The organism is Xylanimonas ulmi, from assembly GCF_004216535.1.
GTDB classification, from domain to species: Bacteria; Actinomycetota; Actinomycetes; order Actinomycetales; family Cellulomonadaceae; genus Xylanimonas; species Xylanimonas ulmi.
The window spans coordinates 976,482-992,083 of the sequence record NZ_SGWX01000001.1; the positions used below are offsets into that span (position 1 = coordinate 976,482).

Genomic DNA, 15,602 nt, shown 5'->3' on the forward strand with positions numbered 1-15,602 from the left:
GCCCAGGTGTGACGCAGGTGACGCCGCGTGGTCGGACCACGCGCGCCACCTGCGCTTCCACGGGCCGCGCGAAGCCTCAACCCGGTATAGGCTCGTCCGCGTCAGGTGACGACGACGTGACCTTCCCCCTACGGAACCGCGGGCCCCAAGACTGTCTGCGCCCGGGGGTGAGGTCCGGCAAGTCACCAGCGCGCGTACCGCGCGCTGCCAGGCATCTACGTGTGCGTCGGGACGACCCGGCGCGCCCCTGAGGAGGGCATTGTGACCATCCGCGTCGGGATCAACGGCTTCGGCCGCATCGGACGGAACTTCTACCGCGCCATCGTCGAGTCGGGTGCGGACATCGAGGTCGTGGGCGTCAACGACCTGACCGACAACAAGACTCTGGCCCACCTGCTGAAGTACGACACCGTCCTGGGCCGCCTCGGCCAGACGGTCGAGTACGACGACGAGAACATCATCGTCGACGGCAAGAAGATCCGTGCTCTCGAGGAGCGCGACCCCGCCAAGCTGCCCTGGGCCGAGCTCGGCGCCGACATCGTCATCGAGTCGACCGGCTTCTTCACGGACGCCACCAAGGCCAAGGCCCACATCGAGGCCGGCGCCAAGAAGGTCATCATCTCCGCTCCGGCGAAGAATGAGGACGCCACGTTCGTCATGGGCGTGAACAGCGACCAGTACGACCCGGCCGCTCACCACATCATCTCGAACGCGTCGTGCACCACGAACTGCCTCGCCCCGCTGGCGAAGGCCCTCAACGACGCCTTCGGCATCGAGCGTGGCCTCATGACCACGATCCACGCCTACACCGGCGACCAGAACCTGCAGGACGGCCCGCACCGCGACCTTCGTCGTGCCCGCGCCGCCGCGCAGAACATCGTCCCGACCTCGACCGGCGCCGCCAAGGCTGTCGCGCTCGTGCTCCCCGAGCTCAAGGGCAAGCTCGACGGCTTCGCGATGCGCGTGCCGACGATCACCGGCTCGGCCACGGACCTCACCTTCGAGGCCGCCGCTGAGGTCACCGTCGAGTCCGTCAACGCCGCCGTCAAGGCTGCCGCTGAGGGCCCGCTGAAGGGTGTTCTGGAGTACGTCGAGGACGACATCGTCTCGTCGGACATCGTGACGAACCCGCACCAGTCGATCTTCGACGCCAAGCTGACCAAGGTCATCGGCAACCAGGTCAAGGTCGTCTCCTGGTACGACAACGAGTGGGGCTACTCCAACTCGCTCATCGCGCTGACCGAGCTCGTGGGCGCCAGCCTCTGATCTCGCGCCACCCAGCGTGAACCCGACGTCCGCGTACGCGCCGCGATCCGCGGCGCGTACGCGGACGTCTCTTGTTTTCCCGTCCCACCACCAGTGACACGGAGCCGTAATGAAGACCATCGACCAGCTCGGGGACCTGCGCGGCAAGCGCGTCCTCGTCCGCTCCGACTTCAACGTGCCGCTTGACGGCACGACCATCACCGACGACGGCCGCATCGTCGCCGCCCTGCCGACGCTGACCAAGCTGCTCGACGCCGGCGCCCGCGTGGTCGTCACGGCGCACCTGGGCCGCCCGAAGCCCGTGGACGGCTTCACCCCCGAGGAGAAGTTCTCGCTCGCGCCCGTCGCCCAGCGCCTCGGCGAGCTGCTCGGCAAGCCCGTCGCCCTCGCGGCCGACCTGACCGGTGAGTCGGCTCAGGCCACCGTCGCGGGCCTCGCCGACGGCGAGATCGCGCTGCTCGAGAACGTGCGCTTCGACCCGCGCGAGACCTCCAAGACCGACGCCGACCGTCAGGCGCTCGCCGCTGAGCTCGCCGCCCTGGCCGACGCGTTCGTCTCGGACGGCTTCGGCGTCGTGCACCGCAAGCAGGCGTCGGTCTACGACGTCGCGCAGGTGCTCCCGGCCGCCGCGGGCGACCTGGTGCTCAAGGAGGTCGAGTCGCTCTCGCGCGCCACGACCGACCCGCAGCGCCCCTACGCCGTCGTGCTCGGCGGCTCGAAGGTCTCGGACAAGCTCGGCGTCATCGCCAACCTGCTGACCAAGGCCGACCGCCTGCTCATCGGTGGTGGCATGGTGTTCACGTTCCTGGCCGCCAAGGGCCTGGGAGTGGGCAAGTCCCTCCTCGAGGAGGACCAGATCGAGACGGTCAAGGGCTACCTGGCCACCGCCGAGGCCAACGGCGTCGAGATCGTCCTGCCGACCGACATCGTCGCCGCCGACGCGTTCGCCGCCGACGCGCCGCACGCGGTCGTGGCCGCCGACGCGATCCCCGCCGACAAGCTCGGCCTGGACATCGGCCCCGCCTCGGGCGAGCTGTTCGCCGCGAAGCTGGCCGACGCCAAGACGATCGCCTGGAACGGCCCCATGGGCGTGTTCGAGTTCGCGGCCTTCGCCGGCGGCACCCGCGCCGTGGCGCAGGGCATCATCGACGCCACCACAGCGGGCGCGTTCTCGATCGTGGGCGGCGGCGACTCGGCCGCGGCCGTGCGTCGTCTGGGCTTCGACGAGGCCGGGTTCTCGCACATCTCGACCGGTGGCGGCGCCTCCCTCGAGCTGCTCGAGGGCAAGACGCTTCCGGGCATCGCGGTCCTCGCGAACTGACACAGGGGCTGATCATGACGAACCGCATCCCGCTCATGGCGGGCAACTGGAAGATGAACCTGGACCACCAGGAGGCCATCGCCACCGTCCAGAAGCTCGCCTGGACGCTCAAGGACGCCAAGCACGACTACACGGCCGTCGAGGTCGTCGTCCTGCCGCCGTTCACCGACCTGCGCTCGGTGCAGACCCTGGTCGACGGCGACAAGTTGGACGTCAAGTACGGCGCCCAGGACGTCTCGAAGCACAGCAAGGGCGCCTACACCGGCGAGATCTCGGCCACCATGCTGGCCAAGCTCGGCGTCTCCTACGCCGCCGTCGGGCACTCGGAGCGCCGTGAGTACCACGGCGAGACCGACACGCTGGTCAACGACAAGGTGCGCGCGCTGTCCGCAGCCGGCATCTCCTCGATCGTGTGCGTGGGCGAGGGCCTGGACGTCCGCAAGGCGGGCGAGCACGTGCCCTACACGCTCGCGCAGGTCGAGGCCGGCCTGGCCGGACTGACCGATGAGCAGCTCGCCACCGTCGTCATCGCCTATGAGCCCGTCTGGGCCATCGGCACGGGCGAGGTCGCCACGCCTGAGGACGCGCAGGAGGTCATCGGCGCGATCCGCGGCAAGCTCGCCGAGCAGTTCTCCCAGGACGTCGCGGACCGCACGCGCATCCTGTACGGCGGGTCCGTCAAGTCGTCCAACGTCGCCGAGATCATGGCGAAGCCGGACATCGACGGCGCCCTCGTGGGCGGGGCGAGCCTCGACCCCGAGGAGTTCGCCAAGATCGCCCGCTTCCAGTCGCACGTCGGCTGAGCGGACGAGCAGTACGCCCGGCCGGCGCCCGACGCGCCGGCCGGGCGCCCGTAGTCGCTGCCCACCACGCAGCGCCCCGCGCCCCTTCGCAGGCGGCCCCGATGAGACGGGGTTCGCTTCGGGGGGCGCGCGTCACATAGGCTGGGAGACATGGACGTCCTGCGCATCACCCTTCAGGTCCTGCTGGTGGTCACCAGTGGGTTCCTCACGCTCCTGATCCTTCTGCACAAGGGCAAGGGCGGTGGCCTGTCCGACATGTTCGGCGGCGGCATCACCGCGGGCGCCGGCAGCTCGGGTGTCGCCGAGCGGAACCTGAACCGGATCACGGTGTCGTTCGCCGTCGTCTGGGCGATCGTGATCGTCCTGCTGGGACTCATCCAGAGGCTGGGCTGAGCCCAGGTGATCTCGGGCAACGTCACCGGCATTGGCGCCGGTGAGCGAGTCGAAGGTGAGGTTGACCTGACGTGGCTTCCACAGGTCATGTGATCCGGGGTTCGCGCGTGGGCGCGGGCCCGATGGGGGAGACGGAGCGCGGCGATGTCGCGCCCCGCGCCCGCATCTCGTATTGGTGCGCCAACGGGCATGAGACGCAACCAGCGTTCGCCGTGGGCCAGGACTTCGAGCCTCCGGCGCAATGGGACTGCCCGAGGTGCGGGCTCCCGGCCGGTCTCGACCGGACCGCTCCGCCTCCGCCGGAGCACAACGAGCCGTACAAGACGCACCTGGCGTACGTCAAAGAGCGCCGCTCCGACGCCGAGGGCGCAGCGCTCCTCGACGAGGCGCTGACGGTTCTGCGTCGCCGCCGCGGCGACGTCGCGTAACGCGCTGAGAAAGGCGCCCAGCGCCCGCAGTCCGCGGGCGCTGGGCGCCTTCTCTCGTGCGTCAAGGTCCCCTGGAGTACGGGGTCGGCGTACCGGGCTAGGGCGCGTCCGCCGCGGCCGTGTCCAGCAGCCACAGGGTGCGTGAGACTCCGCGCACGCCCGCGGCCGGGACCTCCGCCGTTGGCTCGCCCGCGAGGGCCGCGGCGGCCTGCTCGGCCTTCTCGGCGCCGGCCGCCACGACCCACACCTCGCGCGCGGCGTCGATCGCCTCGAAGGTCAGCGACACGCGTTCGGCGGGCGGCTTGGGGGAGCCGTGCACCCCCACGGTCGAGCCCGTCGCTCCCAGAGCCTCGTGGCCCGGGAAGAGCGAAGCCACGTGCCCGTCGGGACCCATCCCGAGCAGCAGCACGTCGAAGGCCGGGACGGCGGCGCCGTCGTCGGCGTGGGCCGCGAGCTCGTCGGCGTAGGCCGCCGCGGACGCCTCGGGGGAGTCCGCCGCGTCCGGTCCGGCCATCGGGTGGACGTTGGCCTCGGGCAGCCCGGCCGACGCGACGAGCGCGTCGAGGAGGGCGGCGCGCGCCTGCGTCTCGTTGCGGTCGGGGTCACCCCGCGGCAGGAACCGCTCGTCGCCCCACCACAGGTGCACTCCCGACCAGTCGACCGCAGCGACGAGCGGGCTGGCCGCCGCAGCGGCCAGCGTCGCGACGCCCACGGTGCCGCCCGTGAGCACCACGTGCACGGGGCGGCGCACCGACTGTGCGTCGAGGATGCTCGTCAGCAGCCGTGCGGCGGCCGCCTCGGCCAGGACCGCGGGGTCTGGGTGGACGACGACGAGCCGGCGGCTCACGCGGCTTCTCCCGCGCCGGCCTCGGCGTCGACGAGCGGGAGGCCCGAGATGAGGGCCTCCTCGTAGACCTCGTCAGGGTCGAGGCGGCGCAGCTCCTCGATCAGCGCCTCGTTGAGCTTGCGCAACGGCAGGGCGACCCGGCGGTCCGGGGCGCCCGCCTGGGAGATCGTCACGACACGCCCGTCGGGGCGGTCGAGCACGATGTCGCCGCTCTTGCGTCGCAGCGTCACGCGCGTGATCGCCGTCGCGTCCGGCACGTGCGTGATTGTCGTCGGGCAGTGCAGGCGAGCCCGCAGCCATCCCGCCAGCAGGTCGAGCGAGGTGTGGCCGCGCTCGCCCTCGATGACGACGCGCGTGACCGGCTCGTACGGCGGCTGCTCGACCGCCGCCGCCAGCAGACCGCGCCACAGCGTGACGCGGGCCCAGGCGAGGTCGGTGTCGCCGGTGGCGTAGTGCGCGCCCAGCGAGCGGATCATCGCCTCAGGATCGGCGGACATGACCGAGTCGGTGATGCGGCGCTGGGCCATCCGCCCGATGGGGTGCTCGGAGGGCTGCTGGGGCGCCTCGCGCGGCCACCACACGACGATCGGCGCGTCGGGCAGCAGCAGCGGCATCACGACGGCGTCGGGCTGCTCCTGCAGGGGGCCGCTGGTGCGCAGCACCACGACCTCGGAGGCCCCGGCGTCACCGCCCACGCGGATCTGCGCGTCCAGGAGCGGGGCGTCGTCGACGCTGCCCGCCGAGGCGAAGACCAGCACGCGGCACGGGTGCTCGCGGCTGGCGTCGTTGGCCGCCTGGACGACGGTCTCGACGTCACCCTCGTCGGCCATGACCACGAGCGTGAGCACGCGGCCGAGGGCCACCGCGCCGCCCTCGTCGCGCAGGCGCACCAGGCGCTTGTCGACGGCGGTGGTGGTGGTCTTGGGCATGTCGATGATCATGGACGCCTCCAGGTGCGGCCGTCGCGGGCCATCATGCGGTCGGCCGACGCCGGCCCCCAGGTGCCCGCCGGGTACTGCTCGGGCCTGCCCTGGCGCGCCCAGTACGCGGTGATCGGGTCGAGGATCCGCCAGGAGAGCTCGACCTCCTCGCGTGTGGGGAACAGCGGCGGGTCGCCCAGCAGGACGTCGAGGATGAGGCGCTCGTACGCCTCGGGCGAGGACTCGGTGAAGGCGTGGCCGTAGCCGAAGTCCATCGTGACGTCACGCACCTCCATCGCGGTCCCGGGCACCTTGGCGCCGAACCGCATGGTCACGCCCTCGTCGGGCTGGACCCGGATGACCAGGGCGTTGTTGCCCAGGTCAGAGGTCAGCGACGACTCGAACGGCAGGTGCGGCGCCTTCTTGAACACGACGGCCACCTCGGTGACGCGACGGCCCAGGCGCTTACCGGTGCGCAGGTAGAACGGGACGCCCGCCCACCGGCGGTTGTCGATGTCGAGGCGTACGGCCGCGTAGGTCTCGGTCGTCGAGTCGGGGTTGAAACCCTCCTCCTCCAGGAAGCCGACGACCTTCTCCCCGCCCTGCCACGCCGCCGCGTACTGACCGCGGGCGGTGTGCCGACCCAGGTCGCGCGGCAGGCGCACCGAGGACAGCGCCTTGATCTTCTCGGCCCGCAACGCCGACGCCTCGAAGTTCACCGGCTCCTCCATCGCCACGAGGGCCAGGAGCTGCAGCAGGTGGTTCTGGATGACGTCGCGCGCGGCGCCGATGCCGTCGTAGTAGCCGGCGCGGCCGCCGATGCCGATGTCCTCGGCCATCGTGATCTGCACGTGGTCGACGTAGTTGGCGTTCCAGATCGGCTCGAACATCTGGTTCGCGAAGCGCAGCGCCAGGATGTTCTGGACCGTCTCCTTGCCCAGGTAGTGGTCGATGCGGAACACCGACTCCTGGTCGAAGACCTCAGAGACCACGGCGTCGAGCTCGCGCGCGCTGGCCAGGTCGTGGCCGAACGGCTTCTCGATGACCACACGCCGCCACGCGCCCTCCTGCGGCGTCGACAGCCCGTGCTTCTGCAGCTGGCTGACGACCGTGGGGAAGGCGCCCGGCGGGATGGACAGGTAGAACGCGTGGTTGCCGCCCGTGCCGCGCTCGGCGTCGAGGCTCTCGACGGTCTTGCGCAGCGTGGCGAACGCGTCGTCGTCGTCGAACGCGCCCTGGACGAACCGGATGCCCTCGGCGAGCTGACGCCAGGTCGCCTCGCGGAACGGGGTGCGCGCGTGCTCGCGCACGGCGTCGTGCACCACCTGGGCGAAGTCCTCGTCGGCCCAGTCCCGCCGGGCGAAGCCCGTCAGGGCGAAGCCCGGGGGGAGCAGGCCGCGGTTGGCCAGGTCGTAGACGGCGGGCATGAGCTTCTTGCGCGACAGGTCTCCCGTCACGCCGAAAATCACGAGGCCGGAGGGCCCGGCGATGCGCGGCAGGCGCAGGTCGCGCGGGTCGCGCAGCGGGTTGTGCTCCGCGGAGATCCGGGCGGGCCTCACCTGGCGCCGCCCGCCGCCGCTGCGGCGTCGAGCCCGTCCTGCGTGGTCTGCAGGAGCTGCGACCAGCTGACCTCGAACTTCTCGACGCCCTCGGCCTCGAGCTGTGCCGTGACGGCGGCGAGCGAGACGCCCTGCGCCTCGACGGCTGCGATCACGGCGGCGGCCTCGTCACCCGTGCCCGTCACGGTGTCGCCGATGACGATGCCGTGGTCGGCGAACGCGTCGAGCGTCGCCTCGGGCATCGTGTTGACGACGCCCGCGACGACGAGCTCGTCGACGTACATGGTGTCGCGGTACTCGGGGTTCTTGACGCCGGTGGATGCCCACAGCGGACGCTGAGGCTGGGCGCCTGCGGCGGCCAGCGCCTGCCAGCGCTCGCCCACGACGACCTGCTCGTAGGCGGCGAAGGCGAGGCGGGCGTTGGCGATCGCCGCCTTGCCGCGCAGGTCCAGCGCCTCGGGCGAGCCGACCTTCTCGAGCGCGGCGTCCACCGCGGTGTCGACGCGCGAGACGAAGAACGAGGCGACCGAGCCGATCGTGGCCAGGTCGTGGCCGTTGGCGCGAGCCTGCTCCAGGCCCGCGAGCCACGCGTCGAGCACGGCGCGGTAGCGCTCGATCGAGAAGATGAGGGTCACGTTGACCGAGATGCCCTGGGCGAGCACGCGCGTGATCGCGGGCAGGCCCTCGACCGTCGCGGGGATCTTGATCATGACGTTGGGGCGGGCGACCGTCGCCCACAGGCGCTCGGCCGTGGCGACGGTGGCCTCGGTCTCGCGGGCCAGGCGCGGATCGACCTCGATCGACACGCGCCCGTCGACGGCGCGGGTGGAGTCGTAGACGGGGCGCAGCACGTCGGCGGCGTCGCGCACGTCGTCGGTGGTGATGCGCTCGACGGCGGCCTCGACGTCGGCTCCGGCCAACTCGGCCAGCGCCGAGGCGTAGGCGTCGCCCTTGCTCAGGGCCGCGGCGAAGATCGTGGGGTTCGTGGTCACGCCCACCACGTCCTTCTCGGCGACGAGCCGGGCGAGGTCGCCGGTGGCGAGCCGCTCGCGGGACAGGTCGTCGAGCCAGATCGAGACACCGGACTCCGAGAGCCGGTGGGTGGGGCGCAGGTCGCTGGGGGTGGTCATACGGGTCAGACCTTCCTGTCTGTGATGCCGGACCCGTCGTGGTGGCGGCCCGGCAGGTATGTCCGGGGTGGCGTCAGCGACGCCTGGCGCTCGAAGGCGCCGTGGCGACGGCGGCCGGCCCCGTCGTGGTGGGGCCGGCCGCCGTCATCGGGTCACGCGGTGGCGGCGGCGATGGACTCGCGGGCCGCGGCGGCGACGTTCTGCGGCGTGAAGCCGAACTCGCGGAACAGCACGTTCGCGTCGGCCGAGGCACCGTAGTGCTCGAGCGAGACCATGCGGCCGGCGTCGCCGACGTACTCCCGCCAGCCCTGCTTGAGGCCGGCCTCCACCGAGACGCGCGCCTTGACGCCGGTCGGCAGCACCGACTCGCGGTACTCGTCGCTCTGGCGGGCGAACCACTCGAGCGACGGGGCCGAGACCACGCGGGCCGCGACGCCCTCGGCCGCGAGGATCTCGCGCGCCTTGACGGCGTGCTGGACCTCGGAGCCGGTGGCGATGAGGATCACGTCAGGCGTCCCGTCGGTGTCGAGCAGCGTGTAGGCGCCCTTGAGGGTGCCCTCGGCGCCCGCGAAGCCCTGCTCGCCGCGCGGGAAGACCGGCAGGTTCTGGCGGCTGAGGATCAGGCCGGCGGGGTTCTTGGTGTTCTCCAGGACGCCGCGCCAGGCCCAGGCAGTCTCGTTGGCGTCGGCCGGGCGCACGATGTCCAGGTTCGGGATCGCGCGGTAGGCCCACAGGTGCTCGACGGGCTGGTGCGTGGGGCCGTCCTCGCCGAGGCCGATCGAGTCGTGCGTCCACACGAACGTCGTCGGGATCTCCATGAGGGCCGCCAGGCGCACGGCGCCGCGCATGTAGTCGGCGAACTGGAAGAACGTGCCGCCATACGGGCGCGTCAGGCCGTGCAGCACGATGCCGTTGAGGATCGCGCCCATGCCGTGCTCGCGGATGCCGAAGTGCAGCGTGCGGCCGTAGGGGTTGCCGCTCCACGAGGCCGTCTGGTGGTTCTCGGGGATGAACGACGGCTCGCCGTCCATCGTCGTGTTGTTCGAGCCGGCGAGGTCGGCCGAGCCGCCCCACAGTTCGGGCAGCACGTCCTTGAGCGCGGTGAGCACCTTGCCCGAGGCGGCACGGGTCGCCACGCCCTTCTCCGAGGCGTCGAAGACGGGCAGTTGCTGCGCCCAGCCCTCAGGCAGCTCGCGCTGCTGCAGGCGGGCCAGGAGGGCGGCGCGCTCGGGGTTGGCGGCCTGCCACCCGGCGAACGCCTCGTCCCAGGCGGCGCGCTGGTCCGACTGGCGCTTGGCGACCTCGCGGGTGTAGCTGAGCACCTCGGCGTCGATCTGGAAGCTCTTGGCCGGGTCGAGGCCGAGGGACTCCTTGAGCGCCTCGATCTTCGCGGCGCCCATGGCGTTGCCGTGCGGGCCGCCGATGATGGTGTTGAGCGCGATGATCGACGGCTTGCCGGTCTCGGCCTTGGCCGCGTCGATGGCGGCCGCGAGTCCCGCGACGTCCTCGGTGTACCCGGTCCCGCCGTTGGTCCAGTCGACGCGCTGGGTGTGCCAGCCGTAGGACTCGTAGCGCGCGAGCACGTCCTCGGAGAACGAGATGTCGGTCTCGTGCTCGATCGAGATCTTGTTGTCGTCCCAGATCACGATGAGGTTGCCGAGCTGGTGGTGGCCCGCGAGCGAGCCCGCCTCGGAGGTCACGCCCTCCTGCAGGTCGCCATCGCCGGCGATGACGTAGATGTGGTGGTCGAACGGCGAGGCGCCCGGGGCGGCCTCGGGGTCGAGCAGGCCGCGCTCGCGGCGCGAGGCGAAGGCGAAGCCGGTCGCCGAGGCGAGGCCCTGGCCGAGCGGGCCGGTGGTGATCTCGACGCCGGTCGTGTGGCCGTACTCGGGGTGGCCCGGGGTCTTCGAGCCCCAGGTGCGCAGCGCCTCGATGTCCTCGACCTCAAGGCCGTAGCCGGCCAGGAAGAGCTGCAGGTAGATGGTCAGCGAGGAGTGGCCCGCCGACAGGATGAACCGGTCACGGCCGACCCACTGCGCGTCGGCGGGGTCGTGGCGCATCGCCTTCTGGAACAGGAGGTACGCCGCCGGGGCGAGCGAGACGGCGGTGCCGGGGTGGCCGTTGCCGACCTTCTCCACGGCGTCGGCGGCCATCGCCTTGATCGCCTTGACCGCGCGGTCGTCGAGCTCATTCCACTCAAGTGGCGTCAGGGCGGGGTCGAACGTGCTCACGAATGCCTCTTTCCTGTCCAGGGCATCGCGGCCCCGGGAACATGTGCGGGTTGCCTGCTCGAGTGCCGACGCGCGGTCTCCCAGGCGGGCCTGGGGGCACATCGGCCTCGGCGGCGGCCAGTTGCGGCTCCAGCGTATATCGCACGCCCGGCTGCGGGGTGTGCCTGTCCGCGAGGATCGCGCTCACAGGCGCCAGCCGTTCTCACGGAGCGTGCCCGCTGGTTGGGCGGGCGGCCGTAGGATGGGCTCGTCCCTCCACCCACGAGAACGGAACAGCGCGCGCGTGACCACGAGCCAGTCCGCCACCGGTCACCTGCGCGACCGCGTCGGCGCCTACGTCGCGCTGACGAAGCCGCGCATCATCGAACTCCTCCTGGTCACGACGATCCCGACCATGTTCCTGGCGCAGGGAGGCCTGCCGAACCTGTGGCTCGTGCTGGCGACGCTCGTGGGCGGTGCGTTGGCCGCAGGCTCGGCCAACGCGTTCAACTGCTACTACGACCGCGACATCGACGCGCTCATGAGCCGGACCAAGCGCCGCCCGCTCGTGACCGGAGAGATCACCCCCCGCGCCGCGCTGATCTTCGCCACGGCGCTCGGCGCCGCGTCGCTGGTGTGGTTCGCGCTCCTGGTCAACGCGTTCTCCGCATGGCTCACGTTCGCCGCCATCGCGCTCTACGTCGTCTTCTACACGATGATCCTCAAGCGGCGGACGTCACAGAACATCGTGTGGGGCGGCGTGGCCGGATGCATGCCGGTGTTCATCGGCTGGGCCGCCGTGCGCGGAAGCCTCGACTGGGCGCCCGTCGCCCTGTTCGGCGTCATCTTCTTCTGGACCCCGCCGCACTACTGGCCGCTGTCGGTCAAGTTCAAGAAGGACTACGCCGCCGCGGGCGTGCCCATGCTGCCGGTGGTCGCCTCGGACCGCCGCGTCGCCGTCGAGATGGCGCTCTACACGGTCGCGATGATCGCCTGCTCGCTCGCGCTCGTGCCGCTGGCCGGAATGACCTGGGTGTACACGGTGGTCGCGACGGCGCTGGCGCTCTGGTTCGGTTGGCAGACCTGGCTCATGCTCGACCACGCGCGCCGCGGCCGGGCGAAGACCGGCAAGGTGGCCATGCGGGTGTTCCACGCGTCGATCACCTACCTGACGATCCTGTTCGTCGCGGTCGCGGTCGACGTGTTCCTTCCCTTCTGACCGACCCGGCTGACGTCGCGGCTCACCCCTGCACGCGCTGCTCCACGATGGGCAGGCACACGTCCGTCACCCACGCCGCTGGGTCGGGGTTCTGCGCCGGGCTGACGCGGTAGACGTTGAACATGGGACCGGTCGTCAGTCCGCGCGCGGCGATGTACGCGCCGATGGCGGCGGAGACCTCCGGCATCCCGTCATAGCCGCCCCGCAGGGTGGCGACCACGACGTCGCGCGCGGGCACGTCCTGGCGCCGCAGAGGCGCCACGGGTGTGAACGGCGCGGCAACCTGCAGCCACACCTCGACGTCGACGTCGGAGTCTCGGTACTCCGGGTCGTGGAAGGTGGCGCCGCCGATGCCCTGATCGTGGTCGGGCATCGCCACGCCGCTGCGGGCCATGAGCGGTCCGATCTCCTGCCACAGTTGACCCTCGTCGCCGTAGGACGGCAGCACGCGCCGCAGCGCGGCCACCGTCATGGCGGGCATGTGGACCTGGCGGACGTCGATGTCCATGGTGGACTCCTGAAGGTAGGCGTTGATTCGGTCGAACGCCGCGCTCATGCCCTCCAGCCGCGCCCGCTCACCCGAGAGGCGCTCAGCGTGGGTGGACATGATGGCGCGCAGGCGCCCAGGATCACCACGGTTGGCCATGACCTCACCGATCTCAGCGACCGGCAGTCCCGCATCGCGCAACCGCACGATCCAGTGGGCGTCGGTCACCTGCGCCGCCGAGTAGAACCGGTGGCCCGTGAACGGATCGGTCACGAGGGGCTCCAGGACGCGCTGCTCCTGATAGTGGCGCAGCATCCGCACGCTGATCGCCGTCAGCCGGGAGAACAGGCCGATGCGCAGCAGCCCCTCGCCGTCGTGGTCCATGCCTCCATCAGACATGCTCACATCGTGTCAGGCGCCAGCGCCGAGCAGCCCTGTCGCGCGCGCGTCATCGGCGTGGTCGACTCACGTGTGACGGGGGAGGGCGGATGAGCGCGAGGAGCGGGCGGCCGTGGGTGCCGCCACGATGGTTCAAGCGTGCCGCGTGGCGCGCGCATCGGTGGCTCTACCGGGTCAGCGGCGGCCGCCGGGGCCTGCGCAGCCCCTCCGGCCGGACCTCCGGTCTGCTGCGCCTGCGCGTGGTGGGGCGCAAGTCGGGCGTCGAGCGGGCGGTGATCCTCGCCTACTTCGAGGACGGCGAACGGCTCGTGACGCTCGCGATGAACGGATGGGACGACCCGCCACCCCAGTGGTGGCTGAACCTGCGGGCACACCCCGACGCCGTCGTCGACACCGTGGACGGCTCCGTCCACGTCCGGGGGCGGGCCGCGTCGGGCGAGGAGCGCCGACGGCTCTGGGCGGCCTTCGACGCGTATGACGGGTGGGGCGCCGGGATCGACCGGTTCGCGGCGCTGCGGTCCCGCGAGACTCCCGTGGTCGTGCTCGAACGCCGGGACGGCTGAGCGGCTCGGCTCGGGCCTCGCCCGGCGTGGCCTCGGTCAGGCGGCGCGTGCGCGACGGCATGATGAGGCCGTGAGCAGCAGCGTCGTCGCACCGGACAGTCCGCGGACAGACCGTGGACTCGCCCGCGCCACCTCATGGGGGGCGGTCAGCGGGCCGCTGGCCGGCGCTCTCGACGACTACGTCGCGCACCTGCGCGTCGAGCGCGGACTGTCCGCCAACACCACGGCCGCCTACCGGCGTGACCTCGCGCGCTACGTGCGCCACCTTGAGCAGCGGGGGCGCTCGACGCTCGGCGCGGTGCGCGAGGACGACGTGGCGCTGTTCGTCACCGGCCTGCGCGAGGGGTCCGACGGCGGAGCGCCGCTGTCGGCGTCGTCGACGGCCCGGGCGCTGGCCGCCGTGCGCGGCTGGCACCGCTTCGCGCTCGCGGAGGGCATGACCACGCAGGACCCCGCCGCCGAGGTGCGCGCGCCCACGCAGTTGCGGCGCCTGCCGCACGCCCTGAGCGTCGACGCGGTGACCCGCCTGCTCGACGCCGCCGGCCTCGGCCAGGGGCCGATCCCGCTGCGCGACCGCGCCCTGCTCGAGCTGCTGTACTCCACCGGGGGGCGCATCAGCGAGGTGGTCGGCCTCGACGTCGACGCGCTCGGCTGGCTCGACGTCGAGCCGGGACGCGACCCCGGGGCGGCCGCCGTCGTGCGGCTGCGCGGCAAGGGTGACAAGGAGCGTGTCGTGCCCGTCGGCTCATACGCGCGCGCGGCGTTGGACGCCTACCTCGTCGGGGCGCGGCCGGCGCTCGCGGCCGCCGGGACAGGCACGCCGGCGCTCTTCCTCAACACGAGGGGGCGGCCGCTGTCGCGTCAGTCGGCCTGGGCGGCGCTCCAAGCGGCCTCCGAGCGGGCGGGGCTCGAACGGGTCTCGCCGCACACACTGCGGCACTCGTTCGCGACGCACCTGTTGCAGGGCGGCGCCGACGTGCGTGTGGTCCAGGAGCTGCTGGGGCACGCGTCGGTGACCACGACGCAGATCTACACGATGGTCACGCCCGACACGCTGCGCGAGGTCTACGCGGCGACACACCCGCGCGCACTCTAGGCGGCGCGCCGGGCGGGTCGGCGGTCGCCGCACAGGCGCTGCGGTAGCGTGGCGCGCGTGAGCGACGCACTGGGGAACGACACCTTGTTCGCGCGTGCCGCGACCGAGGCGCAGGAGCGGCGGGACGCCGTGGGGCGTGTGCTGCCCCATTTTCCCGACCCGGTCCCGCTCGGGACGCACGGGCCCGCCCGCATCATCGCGATGTGCAACCAGAAGGGCGGCGTGGGCAAGACGACGACGACCATCAACCTCGGCGCCGCGCTCGCCGAGTACGGTCGGCGCGTGCTGCTGGTCGACTTCGACCCCCAGGGCGCCGCGTCGGTGGGCGTGGGCGTCAACCCGCACGAGCTTGAGTTGAGCGTCTACAACCTGCTCATGGAGCGCACCGTCCAGGCGACCGACGTCATCCTGTCGACGGCGATCGAGAACCTTGATGTGCTGCCCGCCAACATCGACCTGTCGGCCGCCGAGGTGCAGCTGGTGGGCGAGGTCGCGCGCGAGTCGGTGCTCGCGCGGGCGCTGCGCCCCGTGCTCGACCGGTACGACGTCATCCTCGTCGACTGCCAGCCGTCGCTCGGCCTGCTCACGGTCAACGCGCTGACCGCCGCGCACGGCGTGCTCATCCCCCTGGAGTGCGAGTTCTTCGCGTTGCGCGGCGTCGCGCTGCTCGTGGAGACCATCGAGAAGGTGCGCGACCGGCTCAACCCGGGCCTGGAGATCGATGGCATCCTGCCGACCATGTTCGACTCGCGCACGCTGCACTCACGTGAGGTCGTGGCGCGCGTGCACGAGGCGTTCGGCGACACGCTGCTGCACACGGTGATCGGGCGCACCGTGAAGTTCCCGGACGCCTCGGTGGCCGCTGAGCCGATCACCGCGTACGCCCCGAACCACCCGGGCGCGGAGGCCTACCGGCAGCTGGCCCGCGAGCTCGTCGCGCGCGGGGACGCCGCGTAGCGCG

The 15,602-nt window shown here is 71.9% G+C and carries 15 protein-coding genes; 9 read left to right on the forward strand and 6 right to left on the reverse strand.

The window, feature by feature from the left end:
* Positions 1-261: 261 nt before the first annotated feature.
* The 5 genes from gap to EV386_RS04390 all read left to right on the forward strand — a co-directional run bounded on the left by gap (position 262) and on the right by EV386_RS04390 (position 4,211).
* A complete protein-coding gene (gene gap, locus EV386_RS04370) occupies positions 262-1,266 on the forward strand; it encodes a type I glyceraldehyde-3-phosphate dehydrogenase (RefSeq protein ID WP_130412674.1) in 1,005 nt (334 codons plus the stop codon).
* A 109-nt stretch (positions 1,267-1,375) separates the two neighbouring features.
* On the forward strand, positions 1,376-2,587 hold the full coding sequence (locus EV386_RS04375; RefSeq protein ID WP_130412676.1) for a phosphoglycerate kinase: 1,212 nt from the start codon (positions 1,376-1,378) through the stop codon (positions 2,585-2,587).
* A 14-nt stretch (positions 2,588-2,601) separates the two neighbouring features.
* The gene (gene tpiA, locus EV386_RS04380) at positions 2,602-3,390 is read left to right on the forward strand and encodes a triose-phosphate isomerase (RefSeq protein ID WP_130412678.1); all 789 of its coding nucleotides are present in this window, start codon (positions 2,602-2,604) and stop codon (positions 3,388-3,390) included.
* Between the two features lie 150 nt (positions 3,391-3,540).
* Positions 3,541-3,783, forward strand: coding sequence for a preprotein translocase subunit SecG (gene secG / locus EV386_RS04385; protein WP_130412680.1), 243 nt, complete (start codon positions 3,541-3,543; stop codon positions 3,781-3,783).
* A 122-nt stretch (positions 3,784-3,905) separates the two neighbouring features.
* On the forward strand, positions 3,906-4,211 hold the full coding sequence (locus tag EV386_RS04390) for an RNA polymerase-binding protein RbpA (RefSeq protein ID WP_242608058.1): 306 nt from the start codon (positions 3,906-3,908) through the stop codon (positions 4,209-4,211).
* A gap of 97 nt (positions 4,212-4,308) precedes the next feature.
* On the opposite strand, the gene pgl is transcribed toward EV386_RS04390, so the two are convergent.
* The 5 genes from pgl to tkt all read right to left on the reverse strand — a co-directional run bounded on the left by pgl (position 4,309) and on the right by tkt (position 10,898).
* Positions 4,309-5,058 (reverse strand): 6-phosphogluconolactonase, encoded by a 750-nt coding sequence (gene pgl / locus EV386_RS04395; RefSeq protein ID WP_130412684.1) that lies wholly within the window; start codon positions 5,056-5,058, stop codon positions 4,309-4,311.
* Positions 5,055-5,999, reverse strand: coding sequence for a glucose-6-phosphate dehydrogenase assembly protein OpcA (opcA, locus tag EV386_RS04400; protein ID WP_130412686.1), 945 nt, complete (start codon positions 5,997-5,999; stop codon positions 5,055-5,057). The genes pgl and opcA overlap by 4 nt, the downstream gene beginning before the upstream one ends.
* A complete protein-coding gene (zwf, locus tag EV386_RS04405; protein ID WP_130412688.1) occupies positions 5,996-7,537 on the reverse strand; it encodes a glucose-6-phosphate dehydrogenase in 1,542 nt (513 codons plus the stop codon). Before zwf ends, opcA begins: the two co-directional genes overlap by 4 nt.
* Positions 7,534-8,667, reverse strand: a complete 1,134-nt coding sequence (gene tal / locus EV386_RS04410; RefSeq protein WP_130412690.1) for a transaldolase — start codon at positions 8,665-8,667, stop codon at positions 7,534-7,536. Before tal ends, zwf begins: the two co-directional genes overlap by 4 nt.
* A 152-nt stretch (positions 8,668-8,819) precedes the next feature.
* Positions 8,820-10,898, reverse strand: a complete 2,079-nt coding sequence (gene tkt, locus EV386_RS04415; protein ID WP_130412692.1) for a transketolase — start codon at positions 10,896-10,898, stop codon at positions 8,820-8,822.
* A 283-nt stretch (positions 10,899-11,181) separates the two neighbouring features.
* Between tkt and EV386_RS04420 the strand changes: the two genes are divergently transcribed.
* Positions 11,182-12,096: a heme o synthase gene (locus EV386_RS04420; RefSeq protein WP_242607823.1), complete on the forward strand. Its 915-nt coding sequence runs from the start codon at positions 11,182-11,184 to the stop codon at positions 12,094-12,096.
* Between the two features lie 22 nt (positions 12,097-12,118).
* Here the strand turns inward: EV386_RS04420 and EV386_RS04425 are convergent, their stop codons facing one another.
* Positions 12,119-12,982, reverse strand: coding sequence for a MerR family transcriptional regulator (locus EV386_RS04425; protein ID WP_207216468.1), 864 nt, complete (start codon positions 12,980-12,982; stop codon positions 12,119-12,121).
* Between the two features lie 89 nt (positions 12,983-13,071).
* Between EV386_RS04425 and EV386_RS04430 the strand changes: the two genes are divergently transcribed.
* The 3 genes from EV386_RS04430 (at position 13,072) to EV386_RS04440 (ending at position 15,598) form a co-directional block, all read left to right on the forward strand.
* A complete protein-coding gene (locus tag EV386_RS04430) occupies positions 13,072-13,545 on the forward strand; it encodes a nitroreductase/quinone reductase family protein (RefSeq protein WP_130412696.1) in 474 nt (157 codons plus the stop codon).
* 157 nt (positions 13,546-13,702) lie between these two features.
* A complete protein-coding gene (locus EV386_RS04435) occupies positions 13,703-14,641 on the forward strand; it encodes a site-specific tyrosine recombinase XerD (protein ID WP_130416765.1) in 939 nt (312 codons plus the stop codon).
* An 84-nt stretch (positions 14,642-14,725) separates the two neighbouring features.
* Complete coding sequence (locus EV386_RS04440) at positions 14,726-15,598, forward strand: ParA family protein (RefSeq protein ID WP_130416766.1); 873 nt, start codon at positions 14,726-14,728, stop codon at positions 15,596-15,598.
* Positions 15,599-15,602 lie beyond the last annotated feature (4 nt).

Bases quoted from the DNA above. Each gene is read 5' to 3' on its own strand.
- EV386_RS04375 (WP_130412676.1), top strand. From the start codon at position 1,376: ATGAAGACCATCGACCAGCTCGGGGACCTGCGCGGCAAGCGCGTCCTC.
- tpiA (WP_130412678.1), top strand. From the start codon at position 2,602: ATGACGAACCGCATCCCGCTCATGGCGGGCAACTGGAAGATGAACCTG.
- secG (WP_130412680.1), top strand. From the start codon at position 3,541: ATGGACGTCCTGCGCATCACCCTTCAGGTCCTGCTGGTGGTCACCAGT.
- EV386_RS04390 (WP_242608058.1), top strand. From the start codon at position 3,906: ATGGGGGAGACGGAGCGCGGCGATGTCGCGCCCCGCGCCCGCATCTCG.
- opcA (WP_130412686.1), bottom strand. From the start codon at position 5,999: ATGATCATCGACATGCCCAAGACCACCACCACCGCCGTCGACAAGCGC.
- tal (WP_130412690.1), bottom strand. From the start codon at position 8,667: ATGACCACCCCCAGCGACCTGCGCCCCACCCACCGGCTCTCGGAGTCC.
- EV386_RS04425 (WP_207216468.1), bottom strand. From the start codon at position 12,982: ATGTCTGATGGAGGCATGGACCACGACGGCGAGGGGCTGCTGCGCATC.
- EV386_RS04430 (WP_130412696.1), top strand. From the start codon at position 13,072: ATGAGCGCGAGGAGCGGGCGGCCGTGGGTGCCGCCACGATGGTTCAAG.